Raw genomic sequence first — 15875 nt, forward strand, 5'->3', positions numbered from 1 at the left:
GGAAAAAGCCCCGTCTGCCAAGGCGGACGAGGCTTACCTTTCCCATTTATGCGGCTCAAGTTTCTTGCATGTCTTATCGTTTTGGCGCCCGAAAACCTGCTTGCTGCGCTTCTTCCTCCGTCGCAAACCACATCTCGGCTTTTGTTTGCTCGTAGCTAGCCGAGCCAGGAACGTGATAGATTTTCTCGCCTTTGCTGTTGATATTGCCCTTGATGGTCTTGCCTTCTGGTGGTGCGGTGTCTGTGGTGGTATCGTTCTTGGACTGTTTTTTTGGCTTGGCTTTTTCCTTAGGAGCCTCTTCCTGCTGCCCTTCTAAAGCCCACAGTCCGCGATTCTGCTCCCGCGCCTCCCGCTCCGCTGCCAGGAACAGTTCAGCTTGGGCTACATTCGGTGGGATCGTCATGATCCGGGCGTAGCCGTCACGAACGAGCTTTTCATTGACAAAGGTACCGTCTTCCAAATATACGTAGGCAAGCAAACGCTTGTATTTGTCATAAGGCTCGACATCAAACTTCAGCTTGACCTTTTTGCCAGTCAAAAGCTCCTTGGAGTAATTGCTCGCTTCTTTCCCATACGGTTCGACTGGATGGTTGGGTTTCACTGTCTCTGGGGTGTCTACGCCAATCATACGGACTTTTTCCCCGCTGTCCAGCTCGAATGTATCGCCATCAACCACTCGTTTGATCACAGCACCCATCTCGCCGTTAGATTCTGGCTGGCCGGACGATCCACATGCCGATAGCAAAAGAACCACTGCGAGCAGATACATGGTTAATCGTTTCATAGACTTCCTTCTCCTCTTTTACGTTGCATTGTTTTCCAGCGTAGTGGATTTGTCAACGCAGGTCAATAGGAGAGAAAAAAGTACAAACGTTTGCTTGTAAACGGGAAAAGATTAACCCCACCCCAGGGAATCAGGCAGGATTGGGCTGAGAAATACGGTATGGATGAAGCTGAACTTGGCTGGTTTCTGCACACATTAAATTCTGAAACAAGACCTGTATTCCCTGATGAGTACGGCGAATTGATCGGTGTGCTGCCTATTATGAAAACAACTGTGCTTGATGGTTTTACCTACACATTGACACATGCCATGCAACACAAGAATTTGAGCATTGTTCATGTCGAGATAAAATCGGGAATGACCGATGACGAAAACATGGGCAGGATACGCCCGCATCTCATGCTCGAAATCGCAAGCTCACAGGAGCACCATGTGCGCAAAAGCGGAGCGCGCGGCTCTGACCGAGAAATCTCCCTGCAGTTTATGGTCAGCCATGCCCTCCCCGATCAACTCGATAGTGTTGGCTTCTCCTTGACCCCCTACGCAGCTCCCCGGGAACTGCCACCGCGCGAGTATGTTTTGGATAAAGTAGTCCATTTTGGGTTTCGAAAAAAACGACCTTCGCGCAAGGTCGTTTTGTCTATACGTCCAGACTTTAGTCACGATCGGCACTAAACAAGAACAACAGGACGACCACGACAATAATAATCCATATAAATTCCTCGTTTTCGCGATCAAAAAAACCGTCGAACAGACCCATGGTGGAGTCCTCCTTTCCTTCTCGCTACAGCCTATGCAAAAGGCTAGACACGTGCCAGTAGTTGGAAGAGCCCAAAAGTGAAAGGCGTGTTCAAAAGACGATTTTTTGAAAAACCTCTCCAAGAATGTACTATTTACTAGTAGACAAGATCAAATGCGTGTAAGTACCTAGCTGTCTTACATCATTCGTAAAACCAAGATAAACAAGCTCCTGCAGTAATCGGGAGCGATCTGCATAACAGCGATCCTGTATATCTGCTATCACTCTCGTTTGACCTGCCTCCTCCAAGGCATTGAGATGGTCTTGTCTATGCCTCTCGTCCACAAACATCAAATCGGCAATGACCAATCTCCCCCCTGGCTTCAGTACGCGGCGACATTCCGCCAAGGCAAGCTGCTTCTGATCATCCGTCAAATGATGCAAAGCGTAGCTCGTAGCCACAAAGTCAAACCGATTTTCTAAAAACGGAAATGCGAAAAAGGTTCCCAGCTTCGTCTCGACCTCTGGGTGTTTCGCTCTGCATTGCTTCAGCATTTGCGGAGATTGGTCGAACCCGCTCATCCTGGCTCCTTTTTTCACGAGACGACCTGCGAGGTTTCCAGTACCTGTTCCGGCATCCAGACCGCACTCTCCCGGTTTGACCGCAACTGTCTCGACGACCTCCTCCAGTACGTTTTCGTACGATTCATGACCATTCCCGCCATGTACCCATTCGTCGTAGCGATCCGCCCATTCATTAAAATTCCATCGATCCACCCAGTTATCACGTGTCTGCTTCAATCGCTTGTTCGCCTCTGCCAGTGTAAACAGCTCTCCGGGATCAATCGTTTCTCTGTCCCTGATTCGCTCAATCATCGCTTCTGTCGTTTGGATGACCTTGCTCATTTCTACCCACCTTGTATACATAAACGAACGCTGCAGCTCTAAATAATGGAGAAGACTGCCTTCCTGATCCTTCATTTGAATCAGGAGCTCCCGAATGTCTTCTACCGCCATCCCGACCTCGCGCAGTGTAATGATGGTTTGCAGTCTCCAGACATCTTCCTCTGTGAACTGGCGATACCCGGACGCATCTGCTTTCGAAGGTTTGATTAGCCCTTTTTCTTCATAATATCGAATCGCACGCGGCGTTATTTGCAAGCGATGGGCCATGTCTTTGATTTGCATGGAACTCTCTCCCTGTATCAATCTTTCCTTATCATAAACCTTGACGCAGCGTGAATGTACAGAACGAAAGAAAAAAGCTGCCGGATTCTTTCCGACAGCTCGTTTCTACCTTATTAATGTGTCGCAGGTTCAGAAATTTGTTGGAGAGCGTCACTCGCCTCATCGTGGTGAACTTGACGAACAGCCATATCTCCCAATGCCACAATACCGACCAGCTTGCCATTATCGACAACGGGCAGGCGACGAATTTGATGCTGGGCCATAACCTTTGCAGCTTCATCAACCGTCATTCCCGGCTGACCGAGAATAATGTCCCGGGTCATAACAACCTCGGTTGCAGTCGATCCTTCATGCTTTTCAGCCAAACCGCGAATCACAATATCACGATCCGTAATCACGCCGATTACATCATTTTTTTCATCCACAACCGGAATGACCCCTACATTCCAATCGCGCATTTTGCAAGCCACTTCATACACATTATCCTTAAGCGTCACAGTAGCGACATCTTTTGTCATAATTTCGCGCAGTGTGCGATTTTCCAGCTTTGCCATTTCATTCTCCTCCTTTTGGTAATCAACGATTGTAGTTTGTCCGCTCATCTATCGTTTCATTCGCAAGAAAGAGTATGATATATTGCGCTTCTTCCAAAAACAGACTATGATTAATAAGTGAATATCTCACCCATTTTTAGGAGGAAAAAGAATGGTCATTAAGGACACGGGGATTGGCACAAAAGAAGTCTTTTTCGCCGATCTGGAGCACTACATGAGCGAACTCGGCTTTGATCGCGGCGCTTGGGATTACAAGCATGCTACATACGATTATAAAATCCAAGATAAAGGCAATGTCTTCTACCTGCGTATCGAAGCGAACGTAACAGAAGGCAAACTTGAGGATACGCACGCTGTCCTGAAGCTCGAAGATCCTTACATGGGCAAACATCTTTTCCCACACGGTCTGGATTACGATTACCCAATGCCGGACTCCGTTGTGAAAACAGCGAAATTGAAGCTGCAAATGCTGGGCGAGAAGCTGTCCTCACACTAAAAAATGAAATGGCACGGTGTACAGAGAGGAATCCCCTCTCTGTTTCACGTAGAGGGGGGGTATTTTTATGAAGACGAGGGGCGTTCCTGACTTCTTGCTCCTGTTTTTGACCGCCCTACTTGTTGGGTTTGGCATAACCATGGTGCTCAGCTCCAGCTCTATTTTCGCTTTGACCAGCTTTACAAGCGGGGGCTGTAAATATTGTGGCGGCGATGAGCTCTATTTCGTAAAGCGACAATCCATTTTCTTACTGGTGGGTGTCTTTGGAATGCTGGTCGCCATGAACATTCCCTTCTCCTTTTATAAAAGGAATTTCTTATTGATTGCGCTGGTCAGCTTCTTTTCCTTGCTCCTGGTGCTCATACCGGGGATCGGCTATGAAAATAACGGAGCTCAATCTTGGTTTAAGTTCGGTTCAGTTACCATTCAGCCTGCAGAGTTTGCCAAGCTTGGCCTCATCCTGTACTTGGCAGCCATCATCTCCAAAAAAGGAAACGGAATACTGAAGCTCAAATCTGGTTTGATGCCACCACTGATGGTAACAGGAATATTTTTTATGCTGATCGTCGTCCAACCCGACCTCGGTTCTGCCGCCATCTTGCTCGGTTGCGCTTTGATCGTCATGATCTGTGGCGGTGCCAAAATCCGTCACCTCTTCGGACTTGGTGCCCCTGTTGTGACTGTTGCATTATTGGCATACATCACAGCGAAGCCACATGCCTTGAACCGGATCTACTCCTTTCTCAACCCGTGGAGTGATACAGATGGCACTGGCTACCACATTATTCAATCCTGGATTGCAATTGCACATGGCGGTCTGACTGGGACAGGCTTTGGAAAAAGCATTCAAAAGTATTTGTATTTGCCAGAGATGCATACTGATTTTATTTTCGCGATCCTGACAGAAGAGCTTGGTTTTATCGGCGCCTCTCTGTTCCTTTTGATCTACTTGCTTTTCTTGCTGCGCGGCATCCATATTTGTTTGCGCGTAAAAGACACCTTTGCCAGTCTTGCCGGAATCGGTGTTGTCAGTATGTTCGCCATACAGGCCCTCTTAAACATTGGTGGAGTAACGGGTCTGATTCCATTGACAGGCGTACCATTGCCGTTTATCAGTTATGGTGGCTCCTCCTTGCTCGTATGTCTGCTCGCCACTGGCTTTTTGCTCAGTATTTCGCGGGAAGTCAGTCGACAGAAGGTAGAAGAGCAATTGCAAAAACAGCCATATGCCATGTAAGAACATACATAAGGGATACCGGATGCGTCCAGTATCCCTTTTTCTTACTCATTTCGAAGGAGTTCGATTGTTTCCACCCGTACATTCACGGCTTCCACATAAAGACCTGTCATTGTTTCCACCGCTTCTTTTACTTTTTCCTGCAGGACGTGACAGACGTGATGGATCTGAACCCCATAACGGACGGACACACGCATGTCAATGGTGACTCTGTCGTCTATTACGGATACGGTAATGCCTTTCGAGCCGCCATTCAGTTTTTTCGCCAAATCTTGATAGATTCCGCCAGAACGGACTGTGACTTCCAACACTTCTTCTACAGCAACACCAGCAATGATCGCGATCACCTGATCTGCTACTCTGATTTCGCCAAGCCTGTCAGCCATCAGGACGCCCTCCTCTTCGCCCGTTTCGTACTTCTCCCACTGGTTTCCTTTACCTTTTCTTTCATTATAAACAAATCATGCTTGGGCTTGGAAGGAAATTTGTTTTTTTCTCTCCGTTAGTGTCGGAGACGTGCAATGAATGTCAACGAGTGTCAACTGATTTGCGGCAAGCGCCTCCCGCAATACCGGCTCCAGAGCTTGTACCTCTTTGACGACCTTGCCACTGATTCCGCAAGCATGCGCCAATTGTTGAAAATCTGGATTCCGTAACTTTACTCCAAAAGGGATGAAGCCCGCCTGACTCATTTTGACCTCTTCTAATCCCAATGTCCCATTGTTCACCACGAGAATCACAATTGGCAACTGGAGTTGGGCCGCTGTCAGAAGTTCTGCCAGATTCATTTGCAATCCCCCGTCCCCAGTGACGCAGACGACCTGCTTTTCAGGATAGGTTAGCTTTGCAGCCACAGCCGCAGGCAACCCGAATCCCATCGTTCGCCACTTCCCGGAAAAGAGTGGGGTCTGTTTTTTCCCACGGAACGCACGATTAAACCAGATCGTGTGCTCACCCGTATCCAAGACGATAATCGCATCTTCATTTACTACTCCCCCAAGCGTATGCATCAAGGTTTGTGGCTTTACTTGTTCACTCGCTTGTTGAATGACTGCTTGCTCTGTCTCCTTGCCAAACTCTCCATGCCAACGCTTGATCTGTTCCTGCCACGCATCGTCCGGTTTGCGCGATTGCAAGCGTCTCATCCAGATAGGCAGGACATCGTCCAATTCAGCTGTGACAGACTGGAGGTAGGGATGTGCATGTATCGATCCAGGCTGATGATCTACTTGAATGACGGACAGCTTCTTTGGCAAAAAAGCGCGAGGGAACCAGCTCGCTCCGAAAATCAGCAACAAATCTGCTTCCGCTAAGGCATGCAAAGCTGTTTCGCTGCCCCCCTCTCCCCATCCGCCGATCACAAGTGGATGGGATTCATCTACCGCCCCTTTTGCTCCGAGCGACAGCAACACACCTGCCCCTAGCTGTTCCGCTAGCTTTACACACGAATCCGCCGACTTGCGAGCACCGATTCCAAGCAGTATGAGAGGCTTTTGCGACTTCGCAACCTGCTCGCAAGCCAGCTCGATCTCCATCCGGTCAGGATAAATGGCATGTGGAATGCGTGGGAGTGCTGCAAGGACAGCATCTGAAGTCGTTTGGGTAAAGACGTCCTTGCAAATGGCGAGATGTGTCACTCCTTTTTGCTGCATAGCCATGACAAATGCTTTGTGCAAAGCACTTTGGATTGCATCTGGATGCGTAATCGTCGTCGAATAAAAACTGATGGGACGTATCATGTCCTCTTGTGAGAGAAATTGCTTGTACGCGCCACCCAGCTTGTATGTCTCCACTTGACCTGTAATCGCAATGACAGGTGCGCGATCCGTATGCGCATCTGCCAGTCCATTCAGCAGATTGACGAAACCCGGCCCCATCGTTGCAGTACAAACAGCCGGATTTCCCGTCAGTTTTGCTTCCGCACTTGCCATCATGGCCGCAGCAGATTCATGCTTGCAGGCAATGTATGGAATGTCGGATTGCTTCGCGATCTGATCCAGCCAGGCAAAGATTCCGTCACCTGCCACCCCGTATATTCGTTTTACTCCCCATCTAATCAATTGTTCCGTCAAATATTGCGCGACCTGCATCAAATCTTCCCCTTCCAGGACAAAGTGCACATACATTACTCGTAGTCTACGCATTCTCCAATATTTTACTATGGCCAAAATGACGGAAGTTGGAGAACCTAACAATAATCAACTGATATTCAAATCCATACCCGAAGGAGGGTAAGAAATGAAACAGCCTGTCAAATGGCTGCTAGCTGTAGTAGTATTCGCACTTCTGGTTACGACTGCGGTTATGGTATCTCCCTTGCGCTCGGATGCATTCAGTAAGCAGATCGTCAAAGTAGGGGCAGAAGGCTCAGACGTGCGTGAAATGCAGTATCGCTTGAAGCACCTTGGATTTTATACAGGAAAAGTAGACGGCGTATTCGGATGGCGTTCTTATTGGGCGTTGCGTAACTTTCAGTATGAGTTTGGCTTAACCGTTGACGGTGTCCTCGGGGCGCAGACAAAAGTAAAGCTGTACAACGCAACGAAAAATTATAAGCCCACGGCTACTGATCTCGGGGTGCCACAAACCGCTGCACCTGCACCATCGAAGCCTTCTAAGCCTACCTATCACGCAGCCGGGGTATCGGAGAACGACCTGCGCTTAATGGCGAATGCCGTTTACGGAGAGGCGCGTGGAGAGCCTTACATTGGCCAAGTGGCAGTAGCGGCTGTTATTCTAAACCGGACGAAAAACCCGGCCTTTCCCAATACACCAGCAGGCGTTATCTTCGAACCTCGTGCCTTTACAGCTGTGGCGGATGGTCAGATTTGGCTGACACCGAACGAACAGGCAAAAAAAGCAGTGAATGACGCGCTCAAAGGGTGGGACCCATCAGACGGAGCCATTTATTATTTCAACCCGGATACTGCTACATCCGGTTGGATTTGGAGCCGCCCTCAAATCAAAAAGATCGGCAGACACATTTTTTGCCGCTAGCTTTCCATAAAAAAACAGGCACGACAGTGAACTGCGTGCCTGTTTTCCTATTCTCGTCTCATTTTGAACGTTGTGATTGCATATGCTGGGCCATTTTGACGAATCGCTCTTCCGGTTCTGTGGTCCCGCAAACGCCACATTGTATCATGTAGCTCTCACCTTTGTACGGCTGGTGAAACATATCGAGCTGTTCTTGATTGAGTTCTGCTACGACTTCGCCTGACTGCGGGTCCAGTCTTATATAGCGAGGAGTCTGCTCGATGACAGTGAACCTCATCCGATTCGATTTACATGTCGGGCACAACAAAGGCTGGGTCATAAAAAACACCTCACTTTTCTTGTTCATGGTTAGTTTTGTCCAGAACAGGAACTCTATACCTATGAGGTACTAGGGATGAGTAAAAATTGCTGAGGTGATGATATGAACTTGAAACTCTTTTTCTCATTAGTAGGCGGGAGCATGCTATTAGCTCTTTACGCCCACTATTTTTCTGGTAATGAAATGCTCCAATTCGTCACGTCTTCACTTGCCATCATTTTTTTGGCGGCTTGGCTCGGAAAATCGACAGAGAGTGTCGCCCATTATGCTGGGGACCGAATCGGCGGCTTTCTTAATGCTACCTTCGGAAATGCCGCCGAACTCATTATTGCTTTTTTTCTGGTGAAAGAAGGCTTGTTCGATATGGTCAAAGCCTCTATTACGGGTGCGATCATCGGAAATATGCTGTTGGTTCTTGGCTTGAGCACGTTACTAGGCGGTCTCAAGTACAAGGAACAAACCTTCAATAGCAGGCTGGCAAGTCACAATGCTTCCCTGATGACACTCGCGATCGTTGCTTTGTTCATACCGGCAGTCTTTATGTTTGAGCTGCCTATGATCAAGGTGGAGATCATCAGCATCGTCATCGCCAGCCTGCTCATCATTGCCTACGTTTTGTGGCTCATCTTTTCGATGATTACCCACAGCGATTTTTTATCGGATATCGAGCCGCAAGAAAGTGATGCGGTATGGTCGAAGGGTGTCTCTCTCCTGATGCTTGCTGTCTCCACCTTTTTCGTGGCCGTTGTCTCGGAATGGCTGGTAGAGGGAGTACACCATGTATCCGAAACGTTAGGGTGGTCGGAGTTATTCGTCGGTGCTTTTGTAATTGCGATCATCGGGAATGCCGCAGAGCACAGCGCTGCCTTGCTTTTGGCACTAAAAGGACGCATCGGTGCAGCAGTCGAGATTGCGATCGGCTCTAGCTTGCAGATTGCCTTGTTCGTAGCCCCTACTCTCGTCATCATCAGTCTCTTGCTGGGCAACCCTATGAACATCGTGTTCACTACCTTTGAATTGGCTGCGATCGGCGTTGCTACCTTTATTACGATTTCCATCACGCGGGATGGCGCTACAAACTGGTTTGAAGGCGTACTTCTGTTGACGGTGTATATTATTTTGGGTACGGTCTTTTTCTTCGCGTAAGTCTCTTTCACAAAAGAAAGGCTCCGCCATTTTATGTGGCGAAGCCTTTCTTTTCTTACCATATACCCAGCATTTGCAGGAAAACTGCGAGAATCGCGATAGGTGCTACATATTTAATCAGGAGGAGCCAAATGATAAACAGGCGTTTGCCCAGAGAAGTATGTGCTCCCAGTTCATTTATCAATGTCTCACGCTTCATTTTCAAAGGAACGAAGATCGAAATGAGCAGCGCTCCAAGCGGCATCAAGATATTGCTGACCAAAAAGTCCATCGCATCAAAGATAGACTTGCCGAACAGCGTAACCTCGCTCCATACGCCGAATGACAAAGCCGACGGAACACCGACGATAAAAATCAACAGACCAATCACCCAAGCGAGACGCTTGCGCTTTGTTTCGTCCCCCTTTGCAAGAGATGCAACGATAATTTCCATCATCGAAAAAGCCGAAGTCAATGTTGCGAAAAGGAATAGAGCCAAAAAGATTAACAGAAAAATACTACCGAAGGCAATTTGTTCAAACACAGAAGGCAGTACGATAAACAGTAATCCCGGCCCTGCTGTTGGCTCTACTCCAAGGGAGAAGACTGCAGGGAAAATCGCCAAACCGGCAAACAGCGATACGAGCAGATTCAAACTGACAATCGATCCGGCAGAACGAACCAGACTTTCGTTTTTGGCAAGGTACGAGCTGTACGTAACCATGACGGACACCCCGACGCTCAACGCGAAAAAGGATTGGCCCAACGCATACAGGATCGATTCAGCAGTCAGCTTGGAAAAATCAGGACGCAGAAAGAAGGAAACACCCTCCATCGCCCCATCCAGCGTCAAGGAACGAACCATCAATACCATGAATAAAAGGAACAAACCAGGCATCATGTACTTGTTAGCGGACTCAATTCCACTCTGTACGCCTCTCGCTACTACCCATGCGGTAATGAGCATGAAAACCAACTGGGCAACTACTGCACTAACAGGATCACCGATTACGTCACCAAATACTTTATCATAAGCTGGCCCTTGCAATTGACCTGTAAAGCCGCGAAGCAGATAACTAAGAATCCAGCCTCCCACCACACTGTAAAAGGACAAGAGCAAGAAGCAAGTGATCACCCCAAGGCGACCAATCCAATGCCAGAGTGACCCGGGCGCAATTGTTTGATACGCACTGATCGCCTCTTTTTGTGTACTGCGTCCGATTGTGAATTCTCCCAGCAACAACGGAAGACCAATTGCTAGCGTAAAGATGATGAATAGCAGAAAGAACGCTCCACCACCGCTCGTTCCGACCATATAAGGAAATTTCCAAATGGCCCCCAGTCCGATCGCCGAGCCTGCTGCTGCCAAGATGAAGCCGAGCCTGCTCGTCCATTGTTCGGCTTGTTTCATAGTTTTCACCCTCCAAAGTTATTCTTTTCATGCTCAAAAATGGATACAAAAAAACCCGCCCCATAAAGGGACGAGTTACTTACTTCTCGCGGTACCACCCTACTTAGACATCCCTTACAGGCGATGCCTCGCTTCGTCATTGATAACGGGTATGACCCGGACTCTCCTACTGGCGGCGCCTGCGTTCAGAGGTCAGCTCAAGAGTGAATTCAACGGGGCTTACATCAGGCTGCTCTCAATCTATGGCAGCCTTCCCTGTCATGCAGCAGGTCCGTTTACTAGTCTCTTTCCTTGCTTGTTTCTATGATTCGGTTATTGAGCGTCTCCCGAAAATAAAAAAACCCGTCCAAAAAAGGGACGAGTTATTCGCGGTACCACCCTGATTAAGTGCACGGGATACAAAAATCCCCTTCACACTTCTCTCCATCATTGATAACGGGAATGACCCGATTCCTCCTACTAGGCAAAAAGCCATTAAGAGGGCTGCTCAGGAGGGAATTCTACGGGGCGCGCTTCAAAGCTGCTTACAGTCTAAGGCAGCTTCTCCCTGACAAGCGGTGATTCCGCATACTAGTCTCCGTCATCGCATTTCAAAATTAATAAAAAATTATAGAATTTAATTTAATATAAATACAAGAAATAGGCAAGTGTTTTTTCTTTCAACAAAATGAAAAGCGAGGATGATCGCCGCTCTCCTCGCCTTACTTTTGATTAAACAGTTCATGAAGATGGGCTAATTTACGTTCCAATGAACCCATAATTTCTCGACCAATGTCTTCACTAATCAGTCCCAAGCGGACCGCGTACTCTACTTCACGAGAAAGCCCGAACATTTGGGTATCCAGCACTTCTTCATACAGTGGGCACTGCGGCATGGTCAGGTTTTCCATCTGTACGTCGATCAGCTTGTAAATTTTGTCGGCGTCTGCTTGAAGCAACGCTAGCGCTTTTTGTTCCAGATCGGGAACCTTAATTTCTGTCAAAACCTATCCCTCCGTTTGCCTCCATCCTTATCATACATAGTACGCGATTCTGGGCCATTTGAAAAGGGGAGAAGACAGATCAACTGCAAGAAGCTAAAAGATACCAAGCTTCCACTCTTTTGAGAGCAGCTCCAACAGCTTGACACCTGCTACCGAATTTCCTTTATCATCCAAAGATGGACCGAACACACCAATGCCCATTCGCTGTGGCACTGTTGCCATAATACCGCCGGCAACCCCACTTTTCGCGGGGATTCCTACGTCAATCGCAAACTCTCCAGAGGCATTATACATCCCACAAGTCACCATGAAGGTCTTGCAGATTCGCGCTACCTCTTCTGGAATCACTCGCTCACCCGTATTCACGAGAATTCCGTCTGCTGCAAGCACCATCCCTAGTGTAGCTACTTCCTTTGCTGTCACTTCTATCGAGCAATGGCGAAAATACAAATCAAGCGTCTCTTCTACATCCGTTTCCAGAATGCCGCTGTCCTTTAGAAACCAAGCGAGGGCACGATTGCGATCAGCCGTTTTCTTTTCAGAACAATAGACAGCCTGATTGATAGAAAGATGAGGATTCCCCGTCATTTTCCGCATTAGAGCCAGGACAGCATCTAGCCGTTCGTCCACGTTGGCACCGCGAATCATTCCCGCAACTGCAATGGCGCCTGCATTGATCATCGGGTTCAGTGGTTTATGGGATTCGGTCGTCTCCAGCTTAATAATCGAATTAAACGGGTCTCCCGTTGGTTCCTTCCCCACATGCCGAAACACGTATTCCTTCCCGTTCTGGCATAAGGCGACGATCAGAGAGAAAATCTTGGAGATACTTTGCATCGAGAAAGGCACATCTGTATCCCCAGCAGAAAGGATCGTCCCATCGGGCAAGCATACAGCCACTCCCAATTGATGTGAATCGACTTTTGCCAATTCAGGGATGTAAGACGCTACACTTCCCTTGTGTGTATACTCAAGTGATTGGTTGCGTATTCGCTCCAATTGTTCGGACGCTTGTTTCAAATCCATCGAAAAACCCCTCAGTCTATTACGTCGATGTATATAGATTCGATTGTAGATTTCTACTTGCCCCATGTCAAATTATCCCTACTTCTGCACGGCGTGCTCCAATCGTTCCATCGCTTCGACTAGAATGGATCTGGGGCAGGCAAAATTGATTCGCATAAACCCTGCACCCTCTCTCCCAAAAGTCGTACCGTCGTGCAAACCGAGCTTTGCATCCTCGCGAATGAGCTTGTTCAACTCCGCCTGACTACGTCCTAGCTGTCTAAAATCCATCCACCCCAAGTATGTCGCTTCCGGAATTGCCATGGATACCCCAGGAATACGAGTCGATAAAAACTCATGCACATAGGCTGCATTCCTACGCAAGTAGATCAACAGTTCTTCCAGCCATGCTTCTCCATGTTGGTAGGCAGCAATTGTTGCTTCCATCCCAAACAGATTCAGATTCTCATAGCCCATTTTGGATGCTGTGACCTGGAACTCTCGCAATAACTGCTGATTTTCTGTCATCAAATAAGAGGTGTACAAACCAGCCAAATTAAATGTTTTGGCGGCTGATAGAAAGGTGACGCTCTGGTTGGCCAGCTCCGGTGCCAGCGAATAGTAAGGCGTATGAACATTTGGCTCATAGACCAAATCCGAATGAATCTCGTCGGCAACCACAATCACGCCATTTTCTACACACAATCTTCCCAAGCGCTCCAGCTCTTCTCTGGTCCAAACTCGCCCGATCGGATTATGCGGCGTGCAGAGCAGCATGAGCTTCACCCGCGGGTCGCTCAGCTTTTGTGCGAGATCATCCCAATTCATTTCATAACGGCCGTCACGCTCCAAGAGTGGGCTGGTGACGACATGACGTCCGCGATTTTCGACTGCATGGTAAAAAGGATGGTACACAGGCGTCTGGATCAAGACACCATCTCCTGGTGCTGTATAGGCCTCTACCGCTACGTGAATGCCGGGAACGACCCCAGGTATCCCTGTCATCCAGCTCACTTCTACCTCTACACCAAATCGCTTGTGTATCCACTCTTTCAAGCTCTGATAAAGGGCATTTGACTTCAACGTGTATCCGTATATCGGATGGCTCGCCCGTTTGATCAGTGCCTCTGTGATTTCAGGAGCACAAGCAAAATCCATATCCGCCACCCATAGCGGAAGCATCCCTTCTCCGTTCACTTTTGGATTCTGAATCTCCCATTTGACACTATCTGTCCCTCTGCGTTCGATGCGCTGATCAAAATCGTACACGTTCGTTCCCTCCCCTTAATCCCTTCACATACATACAGAATAAACCGTCTTTTTCCAATTGTCCAAGCTTCTGGTGTACAAAAAAGAGCCGCCCTGATGAGCGACTCTCTTCTTACTATGAATAGATTAACGAGCGTATACGCCAGGACCAAATGGGAGGTCCAGGAAGTACCATGCTGTCAATTGCAAGATCCAAACGACCAGGAAAACGATTGCAAATGGAGTCATGGTAGAGAAAATCGTTCCCATTCCTGCATTCTTATTATACTTCTGATAGAAAGCCAGGAAGAGCGGGATGTACGGATTCACAGGTGAGATCGTATTGGTTGCAGAGTCCGCAATCCGATAAGCGACTTGGATAAACGCCGGATTGTAATCCAACAGCATCAGCATTGGCATGAATACAGGTGCAAGGATCGCCCACAGCGCTGAACCACTCGTGATAAACAAGCTACAGACACCTGTGAAGAGTGTAAAGGCAATAATGATCGGCAAGCCTGTCAAGCCCATGTTTGTCATGAGTTCTGCGCCATTGACAGCCATTAAGATACCAATGTTGCTCCAGTTAAAGAACGCGATGAACTGCGCTGCTGTAAACGCTAACACAATAAAGCCGGACATATCCTTGATGGCTTCGGACATGTAGTGCGGAATGTCCCTGGATGTTTTAATCAGTCCCATTGCTCTACCATACACAAACGATACGGTCACGAAGAACAACAGGATGATGGGAATGATCCCTTTCAAAAACGGTGATGTCAAGAAGTCACCTGTCTTTGGATCACGCAACAGTGAACCTTCTGGAACGACCAGCAATCCGACAATGACCACGAAAATCAACGCTGCGATACCAGCTTTGCGCAGTGCTTTGTTTTCTTGTGGAGTTACTTCTTCGAATTGTACGTTTCGATCGCCGTGATACGTGCCAAGACGTGGTTCGATAATTTTATCGGTAATCCATCCTCCAAAGAAGGCGAGGATCACAACGGAAGCGGACATGAAGAACCAGTTATCTACTGGTGTAACCATTGCATTCGGATCAATCGTTTTCGCTACTTCGGTACTGATCCCTGCCAAGAGAGCATCTGTACCCGCAATAAAAAAGTTCGCTGTAAAACCGGAGGATACACCAGCCATACCAGCTGCAAAGCCTGCAATCGGGTGACGCCCCATTGCCAAGAACACGAGACCTCCAAGCGGAGGAATAATAACCATGGCTGCATCAGAAGCAAGATTTCCCAAAATACCGACAAAGACAATCGCATAGCTGACAACCGATGCCGGAATGCCTGCCATCATTTTGCGTAGAACTGTCGTCAAAAGACCGATTTTTTCTGCCAGTCCAATTCCAAGCGTCATCGCCAGAACGAGACCAAGCGCTGGAAATTCAATAAAGTTTTTCAGCATACTTGTTAAAATCCAGTGAATACCTTCGACGCTAAGCAAACTCTTAACGGCAACCTCTTCGCCTTTTGCAGGATGTATAACCGAAAAATCCATGGCTGCGAGGATTGCAGAGACTACCATCAATACGCCACACAAAATAATGAACAGTACAAATGGATGCGGGAGTTTATTCCCTACCGTTTCAATCCATTTTAAGATACCTTTTTGCTTCATCAGATCTGCTTGCACATTCGTGCCTTTCGCCATAGTTTCGCCCCCTAAGTCGTTTGAATTCCCTGAATGTTCCTGCGGCTTTGCAACCATCCTCGGGATGAATGATTTGGTCTTCCTTCTCTAGCGCTCATCGCCGTTGATGGTTCAG

The 15875-nt window shown here is 48.0% G+C and carries 16 protein-coding genes and 2 other annotated features; of the genes, 5 read left to right on the forward strand and 11 right to left on the reverse strand.

Annotated elements, in window-relative coordinates:
* Positions 1–73: 73 nt before the first annotated feature.
* Positions 74–784, reverse strand: coding sequence for a thermonuclease family protein (locus tag EL268_RS18095; protein ID WP_106652868.1), 711 nt, complete (start codon positions 782–784; stop codon positions 74–76).
* Between the two features lie 159 nt (positions 785–943).
* Here EL268_RS18095 and EL268_RS18100 point away from each other — a divergent pair, with 159 nt between their 5' ends.
* On the forward strand, positions 944–1459 hold the full coding sequence (locus tag EL268_RS18100) for a hypothetical protein (RefSeq protein ID WP_106652867.1): 516 nt from the start codon (positions 944–946) through the stop codon (positions 1457–1459).
* Between the two features lie 214 nt (positions 1460–1673).
* On the opposite strand, the gene EL268_RS18105 is transcribed toward EL268_RS18100, so the two are convergent.
* Both EL268_RS18105 and EL268_RS18110 read right to left on the reverse strand, forming a co-directional pair.
* The gene (locus tag EL268_RS18105) at positions 1674–2711 is read right to left on the reverse strand and encodes a MerR family transcriptional regulator (protein WP_106652866.1); all 1038 of its coding nucleotides are present in this window, start codon (positions 2709–2711) and stop codon (positions 1674–1676) included.
* A 113-nt stretch (positions 2712–2824) separates the two neighbouring features.
* Positions 2825–3265 (reverse strand): CBS domain-containing protein, encoded by a 441-nt coding sequence (locus EL268_RS18110; protein WP_106652865.1) that lies wholly within the window; start codon positions 3263–3265, stop codon positions 2825–2827.
* 151 nt (positions 3266–3416) lie between these two features.
* Here EL268_RS18110 and EL268_RS18115 point away from each other — a divergent pair, with 151 nt between their 5' ends.
* Both EL268_RS18115 and ftsW read left to right on the forward strand, forming a co-directional pair.
* Positions 3417–3761, forward strand: coding sequence for a YugN family protein (locus tag EL268_RS18115; RefSeq protein ID WP_047068784.1), 345 nt, complete (start codon positions 3417–3419; stop codon positions 3759–3761).
* Positions 3762–3828: 67 nt separating this feature from the next.
* Positions 3829–4998, forward strand: a complete 1170-nt coding sequence (ftsW, locus tag EL268_RS18120; RefSeq protein WP_106652864.1) for a putative lipid II flippase FtsW — start codon at positions 3829–3831, stop codon at positions 4996–4998.
* A 44-nt stretch (positions 4999–5042) separates the two neighbouring features.
* On the opposite strand, the gene EL268_RS18125 is transcribed toward ftsW, so the two are convergent.
* Entirely contained in the window at positions 5043–5384 is a 342-nt protein-coding gene (locus EL268_RS18125; protein ID WP_106652863.1) for an Asp23/Gls24 family envelope stress response protein, read from the reverse strand.
* Between the two features lie 75 nt (positions 5385–5459).
* Positions 5460–7088 (reverse strand): thiamine pyrophosphate-binding protein, encoded by a 1629-nt coding sequence (locus EL268_RS18130; protein ID WP_106653148.1) that lies wholly within the window; start codon positions 7086–7088, stop codon positions 5460–5462.
* Between the two features lie 148 nt (positions 7089–7236).
* Between EL268_RS18130 and sleB the strand changes: the two genes are divergently transcribed.
* Positions 7237–7995 carry a spore cortex-lytic enzyme gene (sleB, locus tag EL268_RS18135; protein ID WP_106652862.1) on the forward strand — a complete coding sequence of 253 codons (759 nt, stop codon included), beginning with the start codon at positions 7237–7239 and terminating at the stop codon, positions 7993–7995.
* A 58-nt stretch (positions 7996–8053) separates the two neighbouring features.
* On the opposite strand, the gene EL268_RS18140 is transcribed toward sleB, so the two are convergent.
* A complete protein-coding gene (locus EL268_RS18140) occupies positions 8054–8314 on the reverse strand; it encodes a hypothetical protein (RefSeq protein ID WP_106652861.1) in 261 nt (86 codons plus the stop codon).
* Between the two features lie 102 nt (positions 8315–8416).
* Between EL268_RS18140 and cax the strand changes: the two genes are divergently transcribed.
* Positions 8417–9460: a calcium/proton exchanger gene (gene cax / locus EL268_RS18145; protein ID WP_106652860.1), complete on the forward strand. Its 1044-nt coding sequence runs from the start codon at positions 8417–8419 to the stop codon at positions 9458–9460.
* 55 nt (positions 9461–9515) lie between these two features.
* On the opposite strand, the gene EL268_RS18150 is transcribed toward cax, so the two are convergent.
* The 5 genes from EL268_RS18150 to EL268_RS18170 form a co-directional block, all read right to left on the reverse strand.
* Positions 9516–10850 carry a sodium-dependent transporter gene (locus EL268_RS18150; RefSeq protein WP_106652859.1) on the reverse strand — a complete coding sequence of 445 codons (1335 nt, stop codon included), beginning with the start codon at positions 10848–10850 and terminating at the stop codon, positions 9516–9518.
* A 63-nt stretch (positions 10851–10913) separates the two neighbouring features.
* Positions 10914–11151 (reverse strand) — a binding site (T-box leader).
* A gap of 49 nt (positions 11152–11200) precedes the next feature.
* Positions 11201–11443 (reverse strand) — a binding site (T-box leader).
* 108 nt (positions 11444–11551) lie between these two features.
* Positions 11552–11833, reverse strand: a complete 282-nt coding sequence (locus EL268_RS18155; protein WP_007725848.1) for an Fpa/YlaN family protein — start codon at positions 11831–11833, stop codon at positions 11552–11554.
* Between the two features lie 93 nt (positions 11834–11926).
* The gene (glsA, locus tag EL268_RS18160; RefSeq protein WP_106652858.1) at positions 11927–12859 is read right to left on the reverse strand and encodes a glutaminase A; all 933 of its coding nucleotides are present in this window, start codon (positions 12857–12859) and stop codon (positions 11927–11929) included.
* Between the two features lie 78 nt (positions 12860–12937).
* On the reverse strand, positions 12938–14107 hold the full coding sequence (locus tag EL268_RS18165) for a MalY/PatB family protein (RefSeq protein ID WP_106652857.1): 1170 nt from the start codon (positions 14105–14107) through the stop codon (positions 12938–12940).
* Between the two features lie 126 nt (positions 14108–14233).
* Positions 14234–15760, reverse strand: a complete 1527-nt coding sequence (locus EL268_RS18170) for an AbgT family transporter (RefSeq protein WP_106652856.1) — start codon at positions 15758–15760, stop codon at positions 14234–14236.
* Positions 15761–15875 lie beyond the last annotated feature (115 nt).

The sequence above is a fragment of the Brevibacillus brevis genome (assembly GCF_900637055.1).
Lineage (GTDB): Bacteria > Bacillota > Bacilli > Brevibacillales > Brevibacillaceae > Brevibacillus > Brevibacillus brevis.

Bases quoted from the DNA above. Each gene is read 5' to 3' on its own strand.
- EL268_RS18095 (WP_106652868.1), bottom strand. From the start codon at position 784: ATGAAACGATTAACCATGTATCTGCTCGCAGTGGTTCTTTTGCTATCG.
- EL268_RS18100 (WP_106652867.1), top strand. From the start codon at position 944: ATGGATGAAGCTGAACTTGGCTGGTTTCTGCACACATTAAATTCTGAA.
- EL268_RS18105 (WP_106652866.1), bottom strand. From the start codon at position 2,711: ATGCAAATCAAAGACATGGCCCATCGCTTGCAAATAACGCCGCGTGCG.
- EL268_RS18110 (WP_106652865.1), bottom strand. From the start codon at position 3,265: ATGGCAAAGCTGGAAAATCGCACACTGCGCGAAATTATGACAAAAGAT.
- EL268_RS18115 (WP_047068784.1), top strand. From the start codon at position 3,417: ATGGTCATTAAGGACACGGGGATTGGCACAAAAGAAGTCTTTTTCGCC.
- ftsW (WP_106652864.1), top strand. From the start codon at position 3,829: ATGAAGACGAGGGGCGTTCCTGACTTCTTGCTCCTGTTTTTGACCGCC.
- EL268_RS18125 (WP_106652863.1), bottom strand. From the start codon at position 5,384: ATGGCTGACAGGCTTGGCGAAATCAGAGTAGCAGATCAGGTGATCGCG.
- EL268_RS18130 (WP_106653148.1), bottom strand. From the start codon at position 7,088: ATGCAGGTCGCGCAATATTTGACGGAACAATTGATTAGATGGGGAGTA.
- sleB (WP_106652862.1), top strand. From the start codon at position 7,237: ATGAAACAGCCTGTCAAATGGCTGCTAGCTGTAGTAGTATTCGCACTT.
- EL268_RS18140 (WP_106652861.1), bottom strand. From the start codon at position 8,314: ATGACCCAGCCTTTGTTGTGCCCGACATGTAAATCGAATCGGATGAGG.
- cax (WP_106652860.1), top strand. From the start codon at position 8,417: ATGAACTTGAAACTCTTTTTCTCATTAGTAGGCGGGAGCATGCTATTA.
- EL268_RS18150 (WP_106652859.1), bottom strand. From the start codon at position 10,850: ATGAAACAAGCCGAACAATGGACGAGCAGGCTCGGCTTCATCTTGGCA.
- glsA (WP_106652858.1), bottom strand. From the start codon at position 12,859: ATGGATTTGAAACAAGCGTCCGAACAATTGGAGCGAATACGCAACCAA.
- EL268_RS18170 (WP_106652856.1), bottom strand. From the start codon at position 15,760: ATGGCGAAAGGCACGAATGTGCAAGCAGATCTGATGAAGCAAAAAGGT.